Annotated in this window: 20 protein-coding genes; 7 read left to right on the plus strand and 13 right to left on the minus strand. The window is 73.0% G+C overall.

Translation table 11 applies throughout. From position 1 onward, the window contains the following. Positions 1–100: 100 nt before the first annotated feature. Both MILUP08_RS24560 and MILUP08_RS24565 read right to left on the minus strand, forming a co-directional pair. Positions 101–709 (minus strand): DedA family protein, encoded by a 609-nt coding sequence (locus MILUP08_RS24560; protein WP_007462768.1) that lies wholly within the window; start codon positions 707–709, stop codon positions 101–103. 101 nt (positions 710–810) lie between these two features. Further along, a complete protein-coding gene (locus MILUP08_RS24565; protein WP_039906588.1) occupies positions 811–1,494 on the minus strand; it encodes a 50S ribosomal protein L11 methyltransferase in 684 nt (227 codons plus the stop codon). Between the two features lie 195 nt (positions 1,495–1,689). On the opposite strand from MILUP08_RS24565, the gene MILUP08_RS24570 reads away from it, so the two are divergent. Next, on the plus strand, positions 1,690–1,893 hold the full coding sequence (locus MILUP08_RS24570; protein ID WP_007462771.1) for a cold-shock protein: 204 nt from the start codon (positions 1,690–1,692) through the stop codon (positions 1,891–1,893). A gap of 48 nt (positions 1,894–1,941) precedes the next feature. Here MILUP08_RS24570 and MILUP08_RS24575 read toward each other — a convergent pair whose 3' ends face one another. From MILUP08_RS24575 to MILUP08_RS24595, 5 genes are all read right to left on the minus strand, one after another. Then, a complete protein-coding gene (locus MILUP08_RS24575; RefSeq protein WP_007462772.1) occupies positions 1,942–3,222 on the minus strand; it encodes an MFS transporter in 1,281 nt (426 codons plus the stop codon). After that, a complete protein-coding gene (locus MILUP08_RS24580; RefSeq protein WP_007462773.1) occupies positions 3,219–3,794 on the minus strand; it encodes an ArsR/SmtB family transcription factor in 576 nt (191 codons plus the stop codon). The genes MILUP08_RS24575 and MILUP08_RS24580 overlap by 4 nt, the downstream gene beginning before the upstream one ends. Positions 3,795–3,903: 109 nt before the next feature. Next, positions 3,904–4,785 (minus strand): hypothetical protein, encoded by an 882-nt coding sequence (locus tag MILUP08_RS24585; protein ID WP_007462774.1) that lies wholly within the window; start codon positions 4,783–4,785, stop codon positions 3,904–3,906. Positions 4,786–4,950: 165 nt separating this feature from the next. Then, the gene (locus MILUP08_RS24590; RefSeq protein ID WP_007462775.1) at positions 4,951–6,630 is read right to left on the minus strand and encodes a CocE/NonD family hydrolase; all 1,680 of its coding nucleotides are present in this window, start codon (positions 6,628–6,630) and stop codon (positions 4,951–4,953) included. A 2-nt stretch (positions 6,631–6,632) separates the two neighbouring features. Next, a complete protein-coding gene (locus tag MILUP08_RS24595; protein WP_007462776.1) occupies positions 6,633–7,148 on the minus strand; it encodes a MarR family winged helix-turn-helix transcriptional regulator in 516 nt (171 codons plus the stop codon). A 122-nt stretch (positions 7,149–7,270) separates the two neighbouring features. On the opposite strand from MILUP08_RS24595, the gene MILUP08_RS24600 reads away from it, so the two are divergent. Further along, positions 7,271–9,397, plus strand: coding sequence for an MMPL family transporter (locus tag MILUP08_RS24600; protein ID WP_007462777.1), 2,127 nt, complete (start codon positions 7,271–7,273; stop codon positions 9,395–9,397). A 46-nt stretch (positions 9,398–9,443) separates the two neighbouring features. Here MILUP08_RS24600 and MILUP08_RS24605 read toward each other — a convergent pair whose 3' ends face one another. Both MILUP08_RS24605 and MILUP08_RS24610 read right to left on the minus strand, forming a co-directional pair. Next, positions 9,444–10,331 (minus strand): lytic transglycosylase domain-containing protein, encoded by an 888-nt coding sequence (locus MILUP08_RS24605; RefSeq protein ID WP_007462778.1) that lies wholly within the window; start codon positions 10,329–10,331, stop codon positions 9,444–9,446. Positions 10,332–10,364: 33 nt separating this feature from the next. Continuing rightward, on the minus strand, positions 10,365–11,774 hold the full coding sequence (locus tag MILUP08_RS24610) for a DedA family protein (protein WP_007462779.1): 1,410 nt from the start codon (positions 11,772–11,774) through the stop codon (positions 10,365–10,367). A gap of 133 nt (positions 11,775–11,907) precedes the next feature. Here MILUP08_RS24610 and typA point away from each other — a divergent pair, with 133 nt between their 5' ends. From typA to MILUP08_RS24625, 3 genes are all read left to right on the plus strand, one after another. Continuing rightward, on the plus strand, positions 11,908–13,776 hold the full coding sequence (gene typA / locus MILUP08_RS24615) for a translational GTPase TypA (protein WP_007462780.1): 1,869 nt from the start codon (positions 11,908–11,910) through the stop codon (positions 13,774–13,776). Between the two features lie 113 nt (positions 13,777–13,889). Beyond that, a complete protein-coding gene (locus tag MILUP08_RS24620) occupies positions 13,890–14,741 on the plus strand; it encodes a serine hydrolase (RefSeq protein ID WP_007462781.1) in 852 nt (283 codons plus the stop codon). Positions 14,742–14,795: 54 nt separating this feature from the next. After that, positions 14,796–15,485: a lysoplasmalogenase gene (locus MILUP08_RS24625; protein ID WP_007462782.1), complete on the plus strand. Its 690-nt coding sequence runs from the start codon at positions 14,796–14,798 to the stop codon at positions 15,483–15,485. Here MILUP08_RS24625 and MILUP08_RS24630 read toward each other — a convergent pair. Further along, positions 15,454–16,251 carry a tyrosine-protein phosphatase gene (locus tag MILUP08_RS24630; protein WP_007462783.1) on the minus strand — a complete coding sequence of 266 codons (798 nt, stop codon included), beginning with the start codon at positions 16,249–16,251 and terminating at the stop codon, positions 15,454–15,456. The genes MILUP08_RS24625 and MILUP08_RS24630 overlap by 32 nt on opposite strands. Positions 16,252–16,295: 44 nt before the next feature. Here MILUP08_RS24630 and MILUP08_RS24635 point away from each other — a divergent pair, with 44 nt between their 5' ends. Both MILUP08_RS24635 and MILUP08_RS24640 read left to right on the plus strand, forming a co-directional pair. Beyond that, complete coding sequence (locus MILUP08_RS24635) at positions 16,296–17,393, plus strand: mandelate racemase/muconate lactonizing enzyme family protein (protein ID WP_007462784.1); 1,098 nt, start codon at positions 16,296–16,298, stop codon at positions 17,391–17,393. 60 nt (positions 17,394–17,453) lie between these two features. Then, entirely contained in the window at positions 17,454–18,371 is a 918-nt protein-coding gene (locus MILUP08_RS24640; protein ID WP_007462785.1) for a C40 family peptidase, read from the plus strand. Positions 18,372–18,411: 40 nt separating this feature from the next. Here the strand turns inward: MILUP08_RS24640 and MILUP08_RS24645 are convergent, their stop codons facing one another. The 3 genes from MILUP08_RS24645 to pnuC all read right to left on the minus strand — a co-directional run bounded on the left by MILUP08_RS24645 (position 18,412) and on the right by pnuC (position 21,488). Continuing rightward, on the minus strand, positions 18,412–19,410 hold the full coding sequence (locus tag MILUP08_RS24645; protein ID WP_007462786.1) for a TerC family protein: 999 nt from the start codon (positions 19,408–19,410) through the stop codon (positions 18,412–18,414). 294 nt (positions 19,411–19,704) lie between these two features. Further along, positions 19,705–20,751, minus strand: a complete 1,047-nt coding sequence (locus MILUP08_RS24650; RefSeq protein WP_007462788.1) for an AAA family ATPase — start codon at positions 20,749–20,751, stop codon at positions 19,705–19,707. 74 nt (positions 20,752–20,825) lie between these two features. Further along, entirely contained in the window at positions 20,826–21,488 is a 663-nt protein-coding gene (gene pnuC / locus MILUP08_RS24655; RefSeq protein WP_007462790.1) for a nicotinamide riboside transporter PnuC, read from the minus strand. Positions 21,489–21,545: the final 57 nt, after the last annotated feature.

Consider the following 21,545-nt stretch of genomic DNA (forward strand, 5'->3'; position numbering starts at 1 on the left):
GCCCGGCGCAGGGATCAAGCCTGACCGCCCGGAGCCGGGCACGGCAGGCCCCGCCCCCCTACCGCAACCAACGACCGCCGACCAGCGACAAGCGACCAGCTCAACCAGCAAGAGCAGCGAACCGCCGCCGCGCCCCCACCAGCACGACGAACGCCAGCACCAGCCCCACCCCCATGGTGACCAGCAGCGGGTTGGGCGCCCCCGGCAGCAGACCGGCCAGCGACCGCGAGGCGGTGCCCAGCGCCAGGTAGAGACCGGCCCAGGCCGCCGCGCCGAGGGTCGCGCAGGCGAGGAACCGGCGGTACGACATCCGCAGGCCGCCGGCGGCAAGCGGCAGCAGCGCGTTGAACACCGGCAGGAACGGCGCGACCATCATCATCCGGCCACCGCCGGAACTGAGGATCCCCTCCGCCGCGCTCCAGCGCGACTCACCGATCCAGCCCCCGATCCGGCTGCCGCGCAGGCGTTCGGCGTAGCGGCGACCGACCAGGAAACTCAGCGACCAGCCCGCCAGGCAGCCGGCCAGCACCGCGGCGAAGGTGGCCAGCCCGGTGGCCGGGCGGCCCACCCCGACCGCGGCCAGGATTGCCACGTCACCGGGGATCAGCACACCCAGCAGCGGTACGGCGTCGAAGAGCATGACCAGCCCGAGCACTCCCATCAGCACCAGGATGGGCAGTTCTCCGACCTGGGCCAGCCATTGCGTCATGCCTCGTACGCTATGGCCGCCGCGCCTGCGCGGACATCCGGTCGCAGCCCCCAGCCTCCCCTGGTATCGGCCTCGGGGTCGCCCCTGAGAGGGGCCGGGCGTCAGGCGGGTCGCAGCACCTGCACCCGGCGCAGCGACGAGTCCACCGACGGCTCGGTGGTGGGCACCGGATAGTCGGCAAGCACCCGCAGCCCGTCGGCCGGCAGGTGCCCCCGGCCGGGGTCCCCGACCAGCACCTCGGCGCCGGAGGCGACGGCCCGTTGCAGAAACGGCAGCATCCGCTCGGCCATCGGGCGGCTGTAGAAGACGTCTCCGGCGACCACCAGGTCCGCGTCGACGCGGGCGCTGTCGAGCAGATCCTCGCCGCTGACGTCGACGGTGACCCGGTTGGCGCGCGCGTTGACCGTGATGGCCGCGACGGCGTACGGGTCGATGTCGTTGGCGACGACGTCGGCGGCGCCGGCCAGCGCGGCGGCGATGGCCACCAGTCCCGAACCGGCGGCGAGGTCGAGGACGCGGCGTCCGGCGGCCAGCTCCGGGTGGTCCAGCAGGTGCCGGGCCAGGGCCTGGCCGCCGGCCCAGGCGGAGGCCCAGTACGGCGCCGGCAGGGCGTGCCCGGCGAGCGCCTCCATCCGGGCCCACCAGACGATCGCGTCCTCGGCGAGGTAGAGCCGCACCTCCGGGACGAACGGGGTGGGCACCAGGTGGAGCCGGTCCAGGCCGGAACCGGGCGCGTCGATCTCGCGCTCCAGCTCGGTCAGCGCGGTGGCTGCGGCACCCCTCATCGGCGCAAGCATGCCGCAGCGGAGGGTGGTCGGGGCGGCTTTCGCATGCCGGCGCGCACAGAGTTCATCTGAGTTCAAGTAAACACCTACGGCACTTCGGCCGGCAGATCGGGCGTTTGCCCGTTACTGTCGAACAGGTACGGGCGACCATCGGCCACGGGCCGATGGTCCGCCGCTTTGAACAGGGAGAGATGCATGGCAACCGGCACGGTTAAGTGGTTCAACTCGGAAAAGGGCTTCGGTTTCATCGAGCAGGATGGTGGGGGGCCGGACGTGTTCGTCCACTACTCCGCCATCGCTTCGAGCGGCTACCGGGAGCTCAACGAGGGCCAGAAGGTCGAGTTCGAGGTGACCCAGGGGCAGAAGGGTCCGCAGGCGGACAACGTCCGCCCGATGTAGCTCCGTGCCGGTGACGGCGGTCGGTTCCCGGCCGCCGTCGCAGTGCACTCAAGACGCTGCCGGGGCGGCGGGCAGGTCCCGCCGCCGCCGGAGCGGTCCAATCAGCAGGATCAGCGGGGTGATCGCCAACCAGGCGGTCATCACGCTGATAGCCGTGCCAACGCCGTAGCGCGCGCCCAGTGCTCCGGCCAGCACGGCCGCCAGCGGGATGGCACCGAAGTTGAGCAGGTGCATGCTCACCGTCACGCGGCCGAGCAGGTGGTGCGGCGTGTACGTCTGCCGGAAGGCGCCCTTGACCACGTTGCCGATGGCCACTCCGAGGCCGATCAGCACGCCACCGAGGGCCGGCCAGACCAGCCCGACGCCGGGCGCGGCCAGCGGGATGAGCAGGGCGGGCGGGCCGGTGAGCGCTGCCCCGATCAGCATGGCGCGCGCGGTGCCACACCGACGGGCCAGGGCGGTGGCCACCAGCGCGCCGATGATCCCCCCGACGCTCATCACTCCGACCAGCACGCCCACCAGGCCCGGCGCGAGCCGCAGCTCACGCACCAGGAACACCACCAGGACGGCCTGGTAGCCGGTCAGCCCGATGTTGCTGGCGGCGCCGAAGACCGTCAGCACCCGCAGGTACGGGTCGCGGACGACGAAGCGCAGTCCCTCGGCGATGTCGCGACGCAGCGACCGGGACCGGTCCGGCCGGGTGAGGCGCGGTTCGGCGGTGCGGATGCGCAGCAGGAGGACCGCCGAGAGCAGGAACGTCAGCGCGTCCAGCAGCAACGCGGCGACCGCCCCGGTGAGCTGGGCGATGAGACCGGCGATGCCGGGCCCGACGACGTAGCTCGCGGTCTGCGTGGCCTGTAGTTTCGCGTTTCCCTCGGGCAGTTGCTCGGGCCGCAGCAGCACCGGCAGGTAGACCTGGTCGGCGGTCTCGAAGAAGACCCGTGCGGTGCCGGCGCCCAGCGCCACCAGCAGCAACTGCTCGACGGTGAGGCGGCCCAGGGCGGCGGTCACCGGCACGCTGAGGAAGGCCAGCGCGCAGAGCAGGTCGCAGACCACCATCAGGGGTCGGCGCGGCAGCCGGTCCACCCACGCGCCGGCCGGGAGACCGATCACCAGCCAGGGCAGCCAGGCCGCGGCGGTGAGGACCGCCACCTGGAAGGTGCTGGCGTCGAGCACGGCGACCGCCACCAGGGGCAGCGCGACGGTGGTGACGTTGCTGCCGATGCTGCTGACCGTCTGCCCGGCCCAGAGCAGGCGGAAGTCGCGGTGCCGCAGCAGCCCGCGCGAGGGTCGGACCGGGCTCCGGTCGGTGCGGGTGGCCGCAGTCACGGCCGGGCCGGTACGCCGTGGACGAACACGAAGACGGGCTGCCGGTCGCTCCCGTCGTCGGGCAGCGGCCGGTCGGCCCAGCGAGCCAGCAGGTCGATCATCTCTCGGCTCAGCTCGGCCAGTTCCTCGGGCGTGAGGTGCAGCCACCTGTCCGTCGAGAACGGCGCGTCCGCCCAGGCGGCCTGCGCCGACTCGTCGGCGGCGTGCCAGGCCCGGGCCAGGGCGACGTGCCGGTCCAGGTTGAGCGAGGTGGCGGCGTCGGCGACCGCCCGGGCGGCGGGGTCGGCGTCGAAGTCGGTGTTTGACCACCGCACGCCCCGGGTGACCAGTCGCCACCACCGTTCGCGGCGGTCCCGGGCCAGCTCGGGGGCCTCGGTGACGAGGTCGGCGGCGGCGAGCACCTTGAGGTGGTGGCTGACGTTCGCGGGCGCCTGGTCGGTGCGCTCGGCGAGCAGGCCGACTGTCGACGGGCCGTGCACCTTGAGCACGTCCATGAGTCGACGGCGCAGCGGGTGGGCCATGGCGGCCAGCACCCGGGAGTCGGTGACCTGGCGTACGTCGGGCGTGTCCATGTCCCCACCCTCGCATCCGCAACAACTATTGCGCAATGAGTATTGCTCAATAGTTGTTGCGGATGTTCGGTGAAGAGGGGCGACCCGGTGGGGACGGGCCACCCCTCGCTCAGGCGACGAGCCGGCGGGCCAGTTCGTCGGCGACCTGCTTGGCGATGGTGGGCGGGATGGCCGCGGCGATCTTCTCCGGCGTGAGCCCGGCCAGCACGCCGGCGATGATCGCCGGCTCGTCGGTGAAGTCGCGCGCGGCAAGCGTGTTCAACCCCGCCTGGATGGCGATGAGCTGCGCTGCCATTGTCTTCAGGTTGTAGTTGCCGGCCACTGGCGCACCGGTGTCGTCCCGGCCCTCGGCCAGGCGGGTGTAGATCTGCCCGATCGGGTTGCGCCCGTCGAGCACGGTGAGGTTCGTGTGGACGGTGGCCAGCCAGTTGTGCTCTTCGGGGGTCATGTCGTCGTCCTCCAGGAGTCCGATGGAGCTGAGGTAGCGGCGGAACAGCGGCCGTTGGTCGCGGCCTGCCTTGATGGCGTCACGGAAGAAGCTGAAGTGGGTGTGCCAGAGGTGCGAGCTGTCGCCGCTGGTGCGCTTGCCGAGGCGGTCCCACCGCTTCACTGTCGTACCGTCGGGGCTGTAGATGATCTCGCGCAGGTCCCGGGTGTCCGCCGCGTTCGCGACGCACTGACCCACACACCAGAGCGAGAAGCTGGACAGGGTGTGCGTCCGTCCGCCGGAGCGGACCTCGAAGCCGCCGACGTCGAGCGCCGCCGCGTCGAGGGTCAGGCCGTTGCGGTCCCGCGACGACTCCACCACCGAGTAGTCGTTGACCACCACCCGGTCCGATCCGCAGTGGTAGCCGCCCCGGTGGTCCGGATCGCCGACGATCCCGACCTCCGCGGGTTCCAGGTCGGCGGGGCGGTCGATGTCCGGATCGACGTTGAGGTGCGCGAGGAGGAGACTTCGGACGGCCAACAGGTTCGTCGGAGCCCGGGTCATGGGGCCCCCCTTTCAATGGACGGGGGCCGAGCGCACGACATCACACCGCGTACGCGGTGTCGGTTTTTCGGGCGAGCCCGGCCTACTGGTGCACGGCGCCGGGCGTTGACCCAACCATAGCCCGCATAAAACGTGAACGCCCAGCTCAGAGGGGGTCTATTCGTTTCAGGTGCTGAGTGGGGCAGTGTGGACGATCGGCAGCCACAGCGCCGAGGGATGCTCCGGATCGTGCAGGACCTGCCGCCAGCCGGCACGCAGCGTCACCGCCGTGCCGAGGGGTTCGCCGCTGCCCGGGTTGCGTGCCCACCGCGGGTGGGCGCCGCCGGTGACCTGGACGCGCAGTCGGTGCCCGGCCGCGAACCGGTACGCGGTCGGCCAGAGCGGCACCGGAACCCGCAGCGCCCCGGACCCGTCGTCGGGAAACCGGCCGGGTGCGACCCGGACCAGCCCGTCGCACACGTTGCGGGAACGCCCGCGCCGGTCCACATCGCACAGCCGGACGTAGACGTCCAGGTACGCGAGGTCACTGCGGACGTGGATCTCCGCGCGTACGCCGCCGATCACCTCGACCGGCTCGGTGAGCGGAGCGCTGGTGTACGTCAGCACGTCGGGTCGGGCCTCGACGGGCCGGTTGTCCACCGGACCGGCCCGCTTGGCGACCAGCAGCGGGCCACCGAGTGACGGGGTCGGATCGGCCGGGTCGTACCGGAACTCGTCAGGTGCCGAGGGGGTCGGCGGGCGGCTCGCCAGCTCGCCGCCCGGGTGCAGGTGCCACGGGGTGTCGGTGACCGCCGGCGGCCAGTCCGGCAGGTCCCGCCAACCGCCACCGGGACCGCCCACGTGCAGCCGCACCGGAGCCGCGCGGGAGAACCCGGAGGGCCGCCGCCCGTCGGCCGAGGAGACGTCCAGGTGTTCGTCCAGCCAGGCAAGCCCCTCGCGCAGCGCGGCCACGAAGAGGCCGGGGCTGCCGTGCGTCCACGGGCCGATCACCAGGCGCGGCCGGGCGCCCGCGGCACGCAGGGTGGCGTGGTCGTCGAGCTGGGCGGGCAGGAAGATGTCGTGCCAGCCGGTGACCATGACCACGGGCGCGCGCACCCGGGCCACCCGGTCGGCGAAGACCCGGCTACGCCAGTACGCGGCATCGGGATCGTGGTGGCGCAGCCACTCCTGGAAGAACGGGATCGTGACGCCGGTGGCCACCCGGTCCGCCTCGGCCAGCGGCAGGTGGTCCAGGGCGGCCGCCAGGCGGGGCTGCCCCCGCTTGAGCTCCCACTGCCGGGCCAGCCTCGGCACGGTCTGGGCGTGCAGCAGCTCGGCCCAGGTCAGCACGGTGTCCAGGGCGAACGACTCCCCCGCGTACGTCGAGTCCCGGGTGGACGACGCGGTCACCACCGCGACCATCGCGCGCAGCTCGTCGCCGGCGTCGGCGGCCAGCGCCCACTGGGCGAAGCCCTGGTAGCTGACCCCGAACATGCCGAGCGCTCCGGACCACCAGGGCTGGCGGCGCAGCCAGTCCAGGGTGTCCACCCCGTCGTCGCGTTCGTGCACCAGCGGGGCGAACGTGCCGCCCGAGCCGCCGGTGCCCCGGCAGGACTGGATCACCGCGTGTCGGCCGCGCGCGGCGAGCAGCCGGCCGAGCAGCCGCAACGGCCCGCCCCGCCCGTACGGGGTGCGGATCAGCACGGTCGGCGCGGGTCGGTCCCCCGGGGCGTAGTGGTCGGTCCGCAGCACGACGCCGTCCCGCACCCGGACCGGGATGTCGCGAGTGGTCCGGACCGGGCCGGGGCGCACGGCGGGCAGCCGCAGCGCGGCGGCGGCGAGGCGGGCGACGAGCCGGCCCGGCATGCTCAGTCCGTCGCCCGGTGGGGCGGCTCGGGCCGGGCGGCGCGGACCGCGTCGCGGTGCGCGCGCAGCGACTCGCTCATCTCCGCCAGGAACCGGTGCACCACCTCCAGCTCGTCCTCGCCGAAGCGGTCCATCACCGTGTCGGTCCGGGCGCCCAGCGGCCGGAAGAACTCCATGGCCAACGCGGCGCCCTGGTCGGCGTAGTGCAGCAGCACCTTGCGCCTGTCGACGGTGTCCCGGTCCCGGCGGATGTGCCCGGCCCGTTCCAGCCTGTCGATCAGGGCGGTGACCGAGCCGGACGACAGGTTGAGCTGCGCACCGAGGCGGCCGGGGGTGATCGGGTCACCGAACAGCTCGGCGTCCATGACCGCGATCAGCGCGTTCAGGTCGGTCGGGTTGAGGCCGTGCAGGTTGGCGAAGGCGTGGCCGACCTGCTGGGCGTCAACCGCGTACCGCCGGAGGTTGTTGGTGATCTCCGCGACCAGCTGGTCGCGGCGCGTGTCGCGCCGCCGGTACATGCCGTGAGTCGCCACCTCGCGCCGCTTCTCCCCGTCGTCGGTTCCCGGGTTGCAGCATAGAACAGCCGCCGATAATCTCGGCTATCAAGATACTCGACTCTCGAAGGATCTAGGGGTCAGCGATGTCCATCTTCAGCAGGGTCGCGCGCGGCCGGCTGGCCGCCTGGCTCACCGTGGCCGCCGCGCTCGTGGTCGGCGCGGCCGTCTTCGGGATTCCCCGGCCGGACAATCCGGCGCCGGTCTCCGCCACCGGCCTGTCGGCACAGTGGCAGTCGACCCAGGTGCAGCGCCTCCAGGACCAACTGCCGTCCCACGACGTCCAGCCGGCCATCGTGGTCGTCAGTCGCGGCGACGGCGGGGCGCTGCGCGAGGCCGACCGGGCCGACCTCGCCGCCCGCTCCGGTGACCTGGGCCGCTTCGCGGTGGGCGGGCAGGTCAGCCCCGCGCAGCTCTCCCCGGACGGCACTGTCGCGCTCGTCGCCGTGCCGCTGGACACCGCCGGCGGTCAGGAGGCGGTCACCGCCACGGTCACCGAGCTGCGCGAAACGCTGGCGGCCCTGCCCGACGGGCTGACCGCCGAGGTCACCGGCGCGCCCGCCTTCACCGCGGATCTGTCCTCGGTCTTCGAGGGCGCCGACGTCACCCTGCTCGCGGTGACCGCCGCCGTGGTCGCGTTACTGCTCTTGATCACGTACCGCAGCCCGTTCCTGTGGATCGTGCCGCTGGTCGTGGTCGCGGCGACCGAACAGCTCACCCTGCGCGCGGTGGACACGATCGTGCCGGCCGTCGGGATCAACCTCCAGCAGGGCCAGGTCACCGGCATCGCCAGCGTGCTGGTCTTCGGCGCCGCCACCGACTACGCCCTGCTGCTCATCGCCCGCTACCGGGAGGAACTGCGGCGCGCCCAGGACCGGTACGCGGCGATGCGCGCCGCGCTGCGGCGTACCGCCGAGCCCATCCTGGCCAGCGGCGGCACCGTGGTGCTCGGCGTGCTCACCCTGCTGCTCAGCGAGCAGGAGACGAACCGGGCGTTGGCGGTGGCCTGCGCCACAGGTGTGGTCTTCGCCATGGCCTCGGCGCTGTTCGTGCTGCCCGCCGTGCTGGTGCTCCTCGGCCGCGGCCTGTTCTGGCCGTTCGTGCCCCGCGTCGGCGGTCCGGTCCGGGAGGGCCGGCTCTGGGGCCGCCTCGGCGCCGCCGTGCAGCGCCGACCGGTGGTGGTCGCGGTGCTGGCCACGCTGCTGCTCGGCGGCCTCGCGCTGGGCGGGCTCGGGATCCGCACCGGCCTGTCCGAGACCGAGCAGTTCCGGGCCGAGCCCGAGGCGGTCACCGGCGCGCAGACCCTCGCCCGCGCGTTCCCCGCCGGCAGCACCCAGCCGGTAGCCGTGCTCACCACCCCGGCGGCGGCGCGGGCGGTCACCGACATCGCCGCCGCCGTGCCCGGCGTCGCCTCGGCGCGACCCGGCGACGCCGGCCAGGCCGTCGCCCAGGTCGACGTGGTGCTGGACGCCGAACCCGGCACGGCCGCCTCGGACCGCACGATCGAGGCGCTGCGCGACGCGGTCGCCGCCGTTCCCGACTCCGCTCCCCCGGCCGCCGCCGGCGCCGAGGCGCCCACCGGGGCGATCGTCGGCGGCACCGTCGCCGCCACCTACGACTCCGAGCGGGCCAACGACCGTGACCTGCGGTTGATCCTGCCGATCATCCTGCTGCTCGTCGGCGCGGTGCTCGTGCTGCTGCTGCGGGGGCTGCTGGCGCCGGTGCTGCTGGTGCTCACCGTGATCGCGTCGTTCTTCGCCAGCCTCGGCGCGGCGTGGCTGCTCTTCGACCACGTGCTGGGTTTCCCGGCGCTCGACAGCGGCGTGCTGCTGCTCGCCTTCGTGTTCCTGGTGGCGCTCGGTGTGGACTACAACATCTTCCTGGTCACCCGTGCTCGGGAGGACGCGCGCAGCACGGGCACCCGCGCCGGGATGTTGTCCGCGTTGCGGGTCACCGGAGGTGTGATCACGAGCGCCGGTGTGCTGCTCGCCGCGGTGTTCGCCGTGCTGGGTGTGCTGCCGCTCATCACGCTCACGCAGATCGGCATCATCGTCTGCATCGGCGTCCTGCTGGACACCCTGCTGGTCCGTACGGTGCTGGTGCCGGCGTTGGCGTTCGTGCTCGGGGACCGTTTCTGGTGGCCGGGCCGCGTCGACGCCCACCCCGGCGGCGACGTCCCGGCGACGCGCGAGCCGGTGACCGCGCGGGACTGACGCGCACGGACAAGGGGCGGGCTCGACCCCGCCCCTTGTCGTGTGCTCAGTATCCCAGACAGACGCACTCGGTCATCAGCGCCCGCACGTTGCGCACGTACGACGGATTGGGGATGGCGAGGGGCTTGCCCTCCTGCGCCACCGCCCCGTGCCCGTAGTTGTAGGCGGAGATGACGGCGTTGAGCAGGCAGGAGTCCAGTTCGGCGGTGCACAGGTCCGCGTCGAGCCGGTAGTCGGCCTCGAAGTACATGTCGCCGATGTACTTGGTCAGCCAGGCCAGGTAGTTGGCCCCCAGGTACGCGTTGTCCTGGTAGTCGGCGATGTCGTAGCTCTGCTCGAACCGCTGGTTCATCCAGGTCGCGGTGCCCGGCATCACCTGCATCAGCCCGACGCCGCCGTCGCAGGCGTAGATGTTTGACTGCCAGCCGCTCTCCTGCCAGGCGGTGGCCTTGACCAGGTTCAGCGGGATCTTGAGCTCCGGCGCCGAGCTGGGCCAGTAGGTGCGGCCGGCGGCGGCGCTCAGTGCCGCCTTCACGTCGGCGCGGCTCGCCTGGGTGCCCTTGTAGGTGGGCTTGCAGGACGAGGGAGCGGGCTTCGGTGGCGGCGGGGGGACCTTCGTCTCGGTGGGCGGCTTGGCGACCGCGCGCGGCTTCGGCGCCGCGCCCGTGGAACGGGTCGGCTTCTTCGACGGCGTGGGGGACGTCGACGGCTTGCGGCTCGGGGCAGCGCCCAGGGCCGCCACCGCGCTCGCCGACGGGCTCGGCTCGTCGGCGGCCTCGTCGACCGGGGCCTCGTCCGTCGGCCCCTCGGTGATCGAGACGGGAGCGGCCTGGTCCTGCGGGCGTTCCCCCTTGCCGGCGCAGCCGACTGCACCGCCGGCGAGCAGGAGCCCGGCGAGCACGAGTGCGCCCACCCGACCGGTCCGTTCACGCATGGTGGTCCTCCCCCGTCTGACAGTCGCCGCAGATTAGCAAGGTTCGACCGGGCGGCGGGGCCCCTGCGGCGGCGCGACCGGGTCGACCTGGTGCTCCCGGTCGCCCACCGCGCGGTCCCGGGTGGCCCAGGCGACCATGAACACCACAGTCCACAGCACCCCGAGCAGCACCGCCGCGGCCGTACCGCTCGCCGTGTCCAGACCGAGGTAGAGCCGCGCGGCGCCGACCCCCAGCACGCCCGCGGCGGCGACCGTCCACGCCGCCACCGCCAGCGGCCAGTGGGCGCTGCGCGACACCAACCACGCGAGCGTGCAGAGGCTCGCCGCGACCACGGCGTTCTGGGTGGAGAACGGGACGGCCTCGTGCCCGCCCCCGTCGGGAGCGCCGGTCAACTCGGCCACCACCGCCAGCACGACGAGCGGCACGAACGCGCCGACGGTGCCGACCACACTGAGCAGGTCCGTACGCCACGGTCGGTTGCGCCACGCCAGCACCGCCGCCATCACGGCCACCAGCACGATCAACACCCACCCGCGTACCAGCGACACCACGACCAGTGTGGCGTCGGCGGCGTCCGGGGTCCGGCGGGCGGCGAACCAGGCCCCGATCGCTCCGTCCAGCGCGGCCAGCCCGCTGTTTCGCACCACCACCGCGAGCAGGCCGGCGATGGCCAGCCCGGCGGCGAAGAGCAGCAGCAGCCCGGCGGCCAGGTTGAGCAGCAGCGTCCAGGCCGGCCCGATCCGCATGGCCACCAGGAAGAACAGCACCCCGTAGCGGGCGGTGAGCCAGCGCACCGGCGGCAGCGCGGCGGCCCGGGACAGCAGCGCGCGTACGGGGTCGGGGTTGCGGCCGAGCCACCGCCCGGCGAGCACCACCCCCAGCAGCCCGGCGAGCAGCGCCAGCGCCGCGCCGGTGGCCCGGCCGAGCAGCCGGGAGACCGTGTCGTACGACTCACCGGCGAGGTGGCCGAGCAGGACCGAGCCGCCGACCCAGGTGACGATGCCGGCCAGGTTCCACGGCGCGAACCGCCGGTACGACATGCCGGCCGCGCCCGCCAGCCGGGGCACCAGGGTGCGGGCGAAGGCCACCCAGCGCGCCGCGAACACGCCCCTGCCGCCGAGGCGGGCGAGCATCGCGTCGGCCCGCCGCCACCGCTCGGGCCCGACCCGGTGGCCCAGGCCGGCCCGCAGCTTCGACCCGTAGCGCCGCCCGGCGCGAAACGCCAGCGCGTCCCCGGCGAACGCCGAGACGATCATCGCGAGCAACGCCGGTCCGAGGCGCAAGGTACCGTTGTAGGTGAGGAAGCCGACGAGCAGCAGGGTAGCCTCACCCGGCACCAGCAGGCCGAAGATCACCGCGGTCTCGCCCGCCACGATCAGCGCGGCGACCAGGTAGATCCACAGAGTGGGCAGACCCTGCACCCAGGTCAGCAGGTCGTGCACTCAGGCCCCCGGGACACGGGAGCCAGCATGCCAGCCGGCGCAACGACCAGGACAGCAGTTTCACCATAGATCAGGGGCACCTGGGGGTGACCCCGACGCAGCCTGCGCGAGCGCAGGCGGAAGGATAGAGGGTATGCAGCTTCGCACCGACCTCCGCAACGTCGCCATCATCGCTCACGTCGACCACGGCAAGACCACCCTGGTCGACGCCATGTTGCGGCAGGCCGGCGCCTACGGTGCCCGTGGCGAGAACACCGAGCGGGTGATGGACTCGGGTGACCTGGAGCGGGAGAAGGGCATCACGATCCTGGCCAAGAACACCGGCGTGCACTACCTGCCGGCGGACGGCTCCGACGCGGTCACCATCAACATCATCGACACCCCCGGCCACGCCGACTTCGGCGGTGAGGTCGAGCGCGGCCTCACCATGGTCGACGGTGTGGTCCTGCTCGTCGACGCCAGCGAGGGCCCGCTCCCGCAGACCCGCTTCGTGCTGCGCAAGGCGCTGCGGGCCCGGATGCCGATCATCCTGGTGATCAACAAGGTGGACCGCCCCGACGCCCGGATCAAGGAGGTCGTGGACGACACCTACGAGCTCTTCCTCGACCTGGACGCCGACGAGGAGCAGATCGACTTCCCGATCGTGTACGCCTGCGCCCGCGACGGCATCGCCTCGCTGACCCAGCCCGCCGACGGTTCGGTGCCGGACGACAGCACCTCCCTGGAGCCGCTGTTCCGCACCCTGCTGGACACCATCCCGGCCCCCGCGTACGAGGACGGCGCGCCGCTGCAGGCGCACGTCACCAACCTGGACGCCTCGCCGTTCCTCGGCCGTCTGGCGCTCTGCCGCGTCCGCCAGGGCACGATCAGCAAGGGCCAGACGGTGGCGTGGTGCCGCACCGACGGCAGCACCCAGCGGGTCCGCATCTCCGAGATGCTGATGACCGAGGGCCTGGAGCGCAAGCCGGCCGAGACGGCCGGTCCGGGCGACATCATCGCGGTCGCCGGCATCCCCGAGATCATGATCGGCGAGACCCTCGCCGACGTCGAGAACCCCGTCGCGTTGCCGCTGATCACCGTCGACGAGCCGGCCATCTCGATGACCATCGGCACCAACACCTCTCCGCTTGTCGGCCGGCTCAAGGGCTCCAAGGTCACCGCGCGGATGGTCAAGGACCGGCTCGACAAGGAGCTGATCGGCAACGTGTCCCTGCGGGTCCTGCCCACCGAGCGGCCGGACGCCTGGGAGGTGCAGGGCCGCGGCGAGCTGGCGCTGGCCATCCTGGTCGAGCAGATGCGCCGGGAGAGCTACGAGCTGACCGTCGGCAAGCCGCAGGTGGTCACCCGGGTAATCGACGGCAAGACCTGCGAGCCGGTCGAGCGGCTGACCATCGACGCCCCGGAGGAATACCTGGGCGCGATCACCCAGCTCCTCGCCACCCGCAAGGGCCGGATGGAGCAGCTGGTCAACCACGGCACCGGCTGGATCCGGATGGAGTGGCTGGTGCCGGCGCGCGGCCTGATCGGCTTCCGCACCGAGTTCCTCACCGACACCCGGGGCACCGGCATCCTGCACCACGTCTTCGAGTCCTACGAGCCGTGGTTCGGCGAGCTGCGCACCCGTAACAACGGCTCGCTCGTCGCCGACCGGGCCGGCGCGGTCACCGCCTTCGCGATGACCAACCTCCAGGAGCGCGGTCAGCTCTTCGTCGAGCCCACCACCGAGGTGTACGAGGGCATGATCGTCGGAGAGAACTCTCGCTCCGACGACATGGACGTCAACATCACCAAGGAGAAGAAGCTCACCAACATGCGGCAGTCGACCTCCGACGAGACCGAGAAGCTGGTCCCGCCGCGCAAGCTCACGCTGGAGCAGGCGCTGGAGTTCTGCCGCGAGGACGAGTGCGTCGAGGTCACCCCGGCCACGGTGCGCATCCGCAAGGTGGTGCTCGACCAGCAGCTGCGGGGCCGGGCCACCGCCCGCCGCAAGCACGCCGGCTGACCCACCAGCACCCGACACCGGGCGCGTCGGCCGCTCGCGGCCGACGCGTCCGCCCGGTTTTCCGGCGGGGGTACGCGGGCCCGCCCGTCCCGTGATCGGCTACGGTCAGCCGCATGACCTGGGATGATCTCGACGCCCATCTGGACCGGGTGCCGGGCACCGTCTCGGCGTACGTCTGTCGCCTCGACGCGCCACCGACCTGGACCCGGCACGCCGACGCCGGCCACTACGCCGCCAGCACCATGAAGGTGGGGGTGCTGACCGCGCTGCACCGCGCCGCCGAGGCCGGCACGCTGGAGTTGGACGCCGACGTCCCGGTGGTCAACGAGTTCGACTCGGCCCAGCCCGGCGCGCCCCGGTTCTCCTGCGCCCCGCACTACGACAACGACGCCGCCGTGTGGGACCGGCTCGGCGGCGTCGCGCCCCTGCGCTGGCTCGCCGAACGGATGATCGTGCGGTCCAGCAACCTGGCCACCAACCTGGTCATCGGTCAGGTCGGGCTGCCCGCGGTGGCCGAGGTGTGGTCGCTGGCCGGAGCCCGCAACAGCGTCACCGGCCGGGGCATCGAGGACTTCGCCGCCCGCGAGGCCGGCATCACCAACACCGTCACCGCCGCCGACCTGGCCGCCCTGCTGGGCGCGCTGGCCAGCGGCGCCGCGACTCCCGGCCGCCTCGCCTCGCCTGCCGGCTGCGCCGCCATGCTGGACGTGCTGCTCGCCCAGGAGCACCGCGAGGACCTGGCCGCCGGCCTGCCCGAGGGCACCCGCATCGCGCTCAAGAACGGCTGGGTACGCGGCGTGCGCCACAGCGTCGGCGTGGTGCTGCCCGACGACGCCCCGCCGTACGTGCTCGCCGTGTGCACCACCACCGACCTGGCCGGCGGCGACGAAGGGGTCGAGGACGACGCCTGCCGCCTGCTCGCGCACATCTCGGCGCAGGTCTGGGCCGCTCGCCACCGCCTCTGATCCGACCCCCGCCGATCCGGCTAGGCTGCCCGGACCCCCACCCCGGAGCCGCCGATGCCCCGCAGCCCCACCATCCTGGCCGCCTTCCTCGCCGTGACCGCGGCGAACCTGCTGGCCAACGCCACCGGCAGCGACCTGGCGTTCACGCTCACCAAGCCGCTGCTGATGCCGCTGCTCGCCGCGTACCTCTGGCGGGTTACCGCCGACCGCGGCGCCCGGCCGGACCGGCTGGTGCTCGCCGGGCTGGCCTTCGCGACCGGCGGCGACGTGGCGCTGCTGGTCGCCGGCACCGGCTGGTTCCTCGCCGGCATGGCCTGCTTCCTCGGCACGCACCTCTGCTACCTCGCGGCCTTCACCCGAGACGGCGCCGCGACCGCGCTGCGCCGCCCACCGCTGGTCGCGGTCCCGGTGGGGTACGCGGTGCTCACCGTCGTCGCGCTGGGCTGGATGTGGTCGGGGCTCACCGACGCCGGGTTGGCCGTGCCGGTGGCCGGCTACGCGCTCGCGTTGGCCGCGATGGCCACCACCGCCGTCACCCAGGGCCGGCGGGTCGGCCTCGGCGCTGCCCTGTTCCTCGGCTCCGACCTGCTGATCGCCGCCGGGGTGGCCGGCGTGGCGGAGCCACCGGGCGCGCCGGTCCTGGTGATGGCGACCTACGCCGCCGGCCAGGCGCTTATCGTCGCCGGCCGGGCCGCCCGCGCCGAGGCGCCGGTCAGTCCAGCAGGTGCGCCCGCAGCGCCGTGAGGACATCCTCGGTGAGCCCGAGCCCGTCGCGCAGGTACGCGTCGAACGAGCCGTGCACCCGGCGCACCTCCTGGTAGCCGGCGTCGAGGTACTCGGCGCGGACCTCCAGCACCGGCAGCACCGCGTCGGCGTCCAGGTTGGGCTGCCGGCGTCGCATCGCCTCGATGATCACCGCGCGGAGGCTGTCGGTGAGCGCGTTGTTGCGCAGGTACTCGGCGCGGATCGCGGCCTCGTCCACACCGAGCGCGCTGAGCAGGACGACGGTGAGCCAGCCGGTGCGGTCCTTGCCGGCGGAGCAGTGGTAGAGCAGCGGCAGGTTCTCCGGGCTGGCGGCCAGCCGCACCGCCGCGCCGAAGTTGACCCGGGCCGACTCCCCGGTGACGAACCACCGGTAGATCTCGGCCATCGCCCCCGCCGTGCCCTGCCGGGCCAGTTCCGCGTACGCGTCCAGGTCGTGGCCGAGCAGCACCGCCGAGACGTACGTGAAGACCGGGTGGTCCGGATCGTGCACCGGCAGGTGCACCACCCGCGGCTCGCCGGCCAGCCGGTCGGTCGGGGCGACGTCGATCTCCGCGGTGGCGCGCAGGTCGAGCACGCAGGCCGGCCCGAGTTTCGCCAGCACCGGAAGGTCGTCGTCGGTGAGCCGACCCAGCGCCGGGGTGCGGATCAGCCGTCCGGCGCGCACCTTGCGGCCGTCGGCACCGAGCAGCCCGCCCAGGTCACGGGCGTTCGGTGCGCCCACCAGCTCCCAGTCCCGCACGACCATCCGGTGTCCCCTCCCGCCGCGTGTCTGCGTATAGGGTGCCCCACATGACGATCTCGGCGGTACGCACCCACCGGGTTTCTGCCCCCTTACACACCCCGTTCGTCACCGCGCTGCGCCGCACCACCACCGTGGACACCCTGGTCGTCGAGCTGATCGACGCCGATGGTCGGTCCGGCTTCGGCGAGGCGCCGCAGGTGTGGCAGGTCACCGGCGCGTCGGTCGCCGGCGCGCAGGCGTGCGTACGGGAACTGCTCGGCCCGCTGCTCACCGGGCGTGACCCGGACGACCTGGTGACCCGCTGCACCGAGGTGCAGCGGGCGGTGGTCGGCAACGAGGCCGCGAAGGCGGCGGTGGACGTGGCCCTGCACGATCTCGCCGCGCGGCGGCTGGGCGTACCCCTGGTGCGGTTGCTCGGGGGCACCACCCTGCGGGTCCCGACGGACGTCACACTGGCGGCGGGCGACGCGGTGGATCTGGCGGCGGCCGCGCGTCAGCGGCAGGCCGACGGCTTCGGCGTGCTGAAACTGAAGGTCGGCACGGACGCGGCCGGCGACCTGGACCGGGTGCGGGCGGTCCGCGCGGCGGTCGGCGCCGCTGCCCGGATCCGGCTCGACGCCAACCAGGGCTGGACGCCGCGCGAGGCGGTCCGGGTGATCCGTGGCATCGAGGACGCCGGGCTGGACGTGGAGTTGGTCGAGCAGCCGGTCGCCCGCTGGGATCTGGACGGGCTGGCGTGGGTCAGTGACCGCGTGTCCGTGCCGATCCTGGCCGACGAGGCGGTCTTCGGGGTCCGCGACCTGGTCGAGGTGATCCGCCGCCGGGCCGCCGACCTGGTCAACGTGAAGCTGGCCAAGTGCGGCGGGCTGCACCCGGCGCGCACCCTGTTGGAGCTGGCCACCGCGCACGGGCTCGGCACGGTGGTCGGGTCGATGATGGAGAGTCAGGTCGGTATCGGCGCGGCGGCGAGCCTGGTCGCCGCGTACGGCACCACGGCGGTCTCCGACCTGGACGCCGCCTGGTGGCTGGCCTGGTCGCCGGTGCAGGGCGGGATCCGCTACGAGGGGCCGAACGTGGTGCTGCCGGACGCGCCTGGCCTGGGCATCTCCGGCATCGCTGAAGCAAAGATGCAGAGCCGTGGTTGATGATCGTTGGTTTCTTTCATAGGGTTCCCCCGGGACAGCCGACACGAGCTGGGGGTTGACGTGGAGCTCCAACCGGGCCGCGAGGCCATCGTCCGAGTCGCGGTGGCGACGCTGTGGTCCTCCCCCGAGGCGGTCCGACCGGTCGACGGTCCCGCGCTCACCGCCGGCGTCGACATCCCGACGTGGGTCTCCGGGATGGACGCCGACCAGCAGGTCGGCGACTGCGTGCTGAGTCAGCTCCTGCTCGGCGAGCGGGTGCTCGTCGACGAGCTGCGCCCGGACGGCTGGGCGCGGGTCGTCGCCGTCGAGCAGCCGGCCGCCAAGCTCGATCCCCGCGGCTATCCGGGCTGGCTGCCCGCCGACCAGCTCACCCCCGTGGATCCCCACGTCGGCGGCGACCCGCTGGTGGTGGACGCCACCAGCACCGAGCTACGCACCGCCCCGGGCGGGCCGGTGGCGCTGCCCGGCGTCGTCGTCGGCACCCGCCTCGTCCCGGCCGGCCCGGCCCGCGACGGCTGGCAGCCGGTCCACGTCCCCGCTCACGCCACGCCGCTCTGGCTGCCCGACGGGCAACTCGTCCCGGCGCCGACCGAGCCACCCAGCGCCGCCGACGCGCTCGCGGTGGCCCAGCGGCTGCGGGACGTGCTCTACATCTGGGGCGGACTTTCCGCGTACGGCATCGACTGCTCCGGGCTCGTCCACCTGGCCTGGCGGCGGTTCGGCGTGCTGCTGCCCCGCGACGCCGACGACCAGGCAGTCGCCACGACCCCGGTGCCCCTGGGCGCGGAGCGCCCCGGCGACCTCTACTTCTTCGCCCGCCCCGGCCGGAAGATCCACCACATCGGCATCGTCACCGCCGTCGCCGGCGACCTGGCCGACCGGCGGATGCTGCACGCCTGCTACCGGCGGCGGCGGGTGCTGGAGGAAGCACTGCCGGCCGACCGGATCGCCACCCTGGTCGGCGTCCACCGGGTCTGACCGGCTGCCGGGCCCGTCTCCAGGCCCGGCCGGCGACGGTTCAGCGTCGGGCCCCGGCCAGCTCGCGGCGCCTGTCGCGGGCGGACTTGACCAGGCTGGCGATGGTGGCGATGCCCAGCGTGCCGATGATGACAAGCAGGGACAGCCAGATCGGGATGTGCGGCGCCCACCCGACGTGCTTCCCGCCGTTGATGAACGGCAGGTTGTTGTCGGCCAGCGCCTCCAGCACCAGCTTGACGCCGATGAAGCCGAGCACGACGGCCAGCCCGTAGCTCAGGTAGATCAAACGGTCGAGCAGGCCGCCGAGCAGGAAGTAGAGCTGGCGCAGACCCATCAGCGCGAAGACGTTCGCGGTGAAGACCAGGTACGGCTCCTGCGTGATGCCGAAGATCGCCGGGATCGAGTCCAGAGCGAAGATCAGGTCGGTGGTGCCGATCGCGATCATCACGATGAGCATCGGGGTGAACAGCCGCCGCCCGTTCTCGTGGGTCGTCAGCTTCGCGTCGTCGTAGCCCTTGGAGATCGGCAGCGCCCGGCGGCTCCAGCGGATCAGCAGGTTCTCGGAGAACTCGTTCTCGTCCGGCTCACCCTGGCGGGCCAGGTTGATCGCCGTGTAGATGAGGAACGCGCCGAAGATGTAGAACACCCAGGAGAACTGCGAGATCAACGCCGCGCCGGCGGCGATGAACCCGCCGCGCATCACCAGCGCCAGCACGATGCCGATGAGCAGCACCTTCTGCTGGTACGGCCGGGGCACCCCGAAGCGGGCCATGATGATGACGAAGACGAACAGGTTGTCCACCGAGAGGCTGTACTCGGTGAGCCAGCCGGTGTAGAACTGCCCGGCGGAGCTGGCCCCGGCGGTGAGCCAGACCCCCGCGCCGAAGAGCAGGGCGAGGCCCACGTAGAAGGCGACCCAGAGGCTCGACTCCCGAACGCTCGGCTCGTGCGGGCGCCGACCAATGATCAACAGGTCGACGAGCAGCACCGCAGTAAGTGCGACGAGGGTCCCCGCCCACACCAGTCCGGACACGTCCAACGTTCATTCCTCCGGCAGACACGCGGCGTCGGGCACACCGTACGCCCCCGTGGGGGCTGGCGTGCCGCTGTCGCTCACTCTGGTGACTGTCGGAGGTCTCTTCCGCCCCCGACCCGCGAACGGGACGGCGACCGACGAAGCCGGGTCGAACGCCGAGGTGCCGGCGAACGTCCGTGCTGACGACTTCGTCACGGGGGAATACTCCCCTCCTCGGTGACCATTGTTGCCCACCACGCGCCGTGATCACACCCAGGGGGACGGTGGCGCCACCCACTCCGCAGGAATCCTAGGAGGCTAGTTCGTGTGGGGCGCGGCGATGGGGTCGGCAAGGGACCAACCGGCGGCGAGCAGGGCGTCACAGGCCTCCACGGCCCGCGCCAGCCGCGCGGTGTGCGGCCCGGTCAGCTCCACCACCGGCACGCCGCTGCCCGCCAGCTCGGCCCGGAACCGCCCGGTCATCCAGCTCCGCAGGTGCTCGCCGTCGCGCAGCCCGTCGTCGTCGAAGGGCACACCCCGGTCGTCGGTCAGCAGGTACAGCGCCGGCCGGCGGGCCGCCGCCCGAACCTGCGGCGACGCGCTGCCCAGGTAGCGCTCCTCCCAGACCGCTGTGGCCCGCGCGTCGGTGTCGCAGATCAACAGCGGCCCCGACGAACGGGCCGCCGCGTCCTCGGCCGCCTGCTGCTCGCGGACCACCGCGCGGAAGTCGTCGGAGTCCCAGCGGACGTCGAAGACACTCGCCTCCGGCGACCGCTCCCGCAGCCGGGCGAGTTTGCGGGCCGTCAACTCCCGGCCGTACTCCGGCACCCAGGACGTGCCGTAGTGCGCCGCGAGCGCCGCCGCCATCGTGGTGGTGCCTGTCGACTCGGCGCCGACCACCACCACCCGCCGCACGAACCAGGCCCGCACCGGCGGGCTCAGAAACCGCCAGGACCCCGCCGGGTCCGCGCGGACCGCTGTGCCGGACACCGGCACGGTCCGCCGATCCGGATCCACCGCCACGGGTACGGCGTCGAAGCGGCGGGCCAGCTCCGCGCCGTACGCCTCGGAGGAGAACACCGCGTCCACCGGCCCCGGTCCGACCGCCTCGCGGAAGACCGCGCAGTGCGCGTCCCAGACCCCCGGGTCGGCGTAGTCCACCGGGTGGTCGTCGTACCGGCCGACGAACCGGACCCACGGCGTGTCCGCGTGCACCTCCCGCAGCCAGTCGAGCCGCAGGTCGAGGGGGATCGACTCGCGCCGCGACGGCGCCACCACCACGGTGACCGTGGCGCAGCGGGCCGCGGCGGCCGCGATCAGCGCGTGGTGCCCGGCGTGTGGCGGGTAGAACTTCCCCACCACCATCCCGTGCCCGAACTCCGGAACCGACGCCCGTCTCGGCTGGCCCGGTGTCGAAGTGCGCTCGGGTGTCCCGGCGCTCACGCCGTGGCCGGGGCCGGGCCGGGCGGCACCGGGGTCGGGGTCAGTCGGTCGGGGCGGCGCAGATCGGCCCGCCAGGCCCGCAGTCCGACCACGCACAGGGCGAGGAACACCAGATACAGCACGGCGGTCAGGTGCAGCCCCTTGTACGCGTACAGCGGGATGTAGATCAGGTCGGCGGCGATCCAGAGCCACCAGCTCTCCACCCGCTTGCGGGTCTGACCGTACGTGGCCAGCAGGGACAGCGCCGTGGTCACCGCGTCCGGCAACGGCACCGTCGAGTCGGTGGCCCGGTCCAGCAGGACCCAGAGCGCGCCGGTGAGCAGCACCCCGACGACGGCAAGCGTGAGCCACTCCCCCCGGCCGGTCCGACTCACCTCGAGTCCGCTCCGCCGCTCGCCCCCGAACAGCCAGTGCCACCAGCCGTAGCAGCCGAGCGCGACGTAGACGACCTGCAACCCGGCGTCGGCGTACAGACCGGCGGTTCCGAACAGCAGCATGAGCAGCAGCACGTTGGCGATGCCGATCGGCCAGTTGGCGATCCGCTGCCGGGCCACCAGCCACACGTTGAGCACGCCGGTGGCGAACCCCAGCAGTTCCGCCCACGTCGTGCCGGTGCCGGCCACCCGGAACGCGGTGCCGGTGAGCCAGTCGATGATCACAATGCCCCTCCCGGGCACCCACCCTAGGGTCTGCGCCGACACGGGAACAGACCCCTC

The organism is Micromonospora lupini str. Lupac 08, assembly GCF_000297395.2.
Taxonomy (GTDB): Bacteria; Actinomycetota; Actinomycetes; order Mycobacteriales; family Micromonosporaceae; genus Micromonospora; species Micromonospora lupini.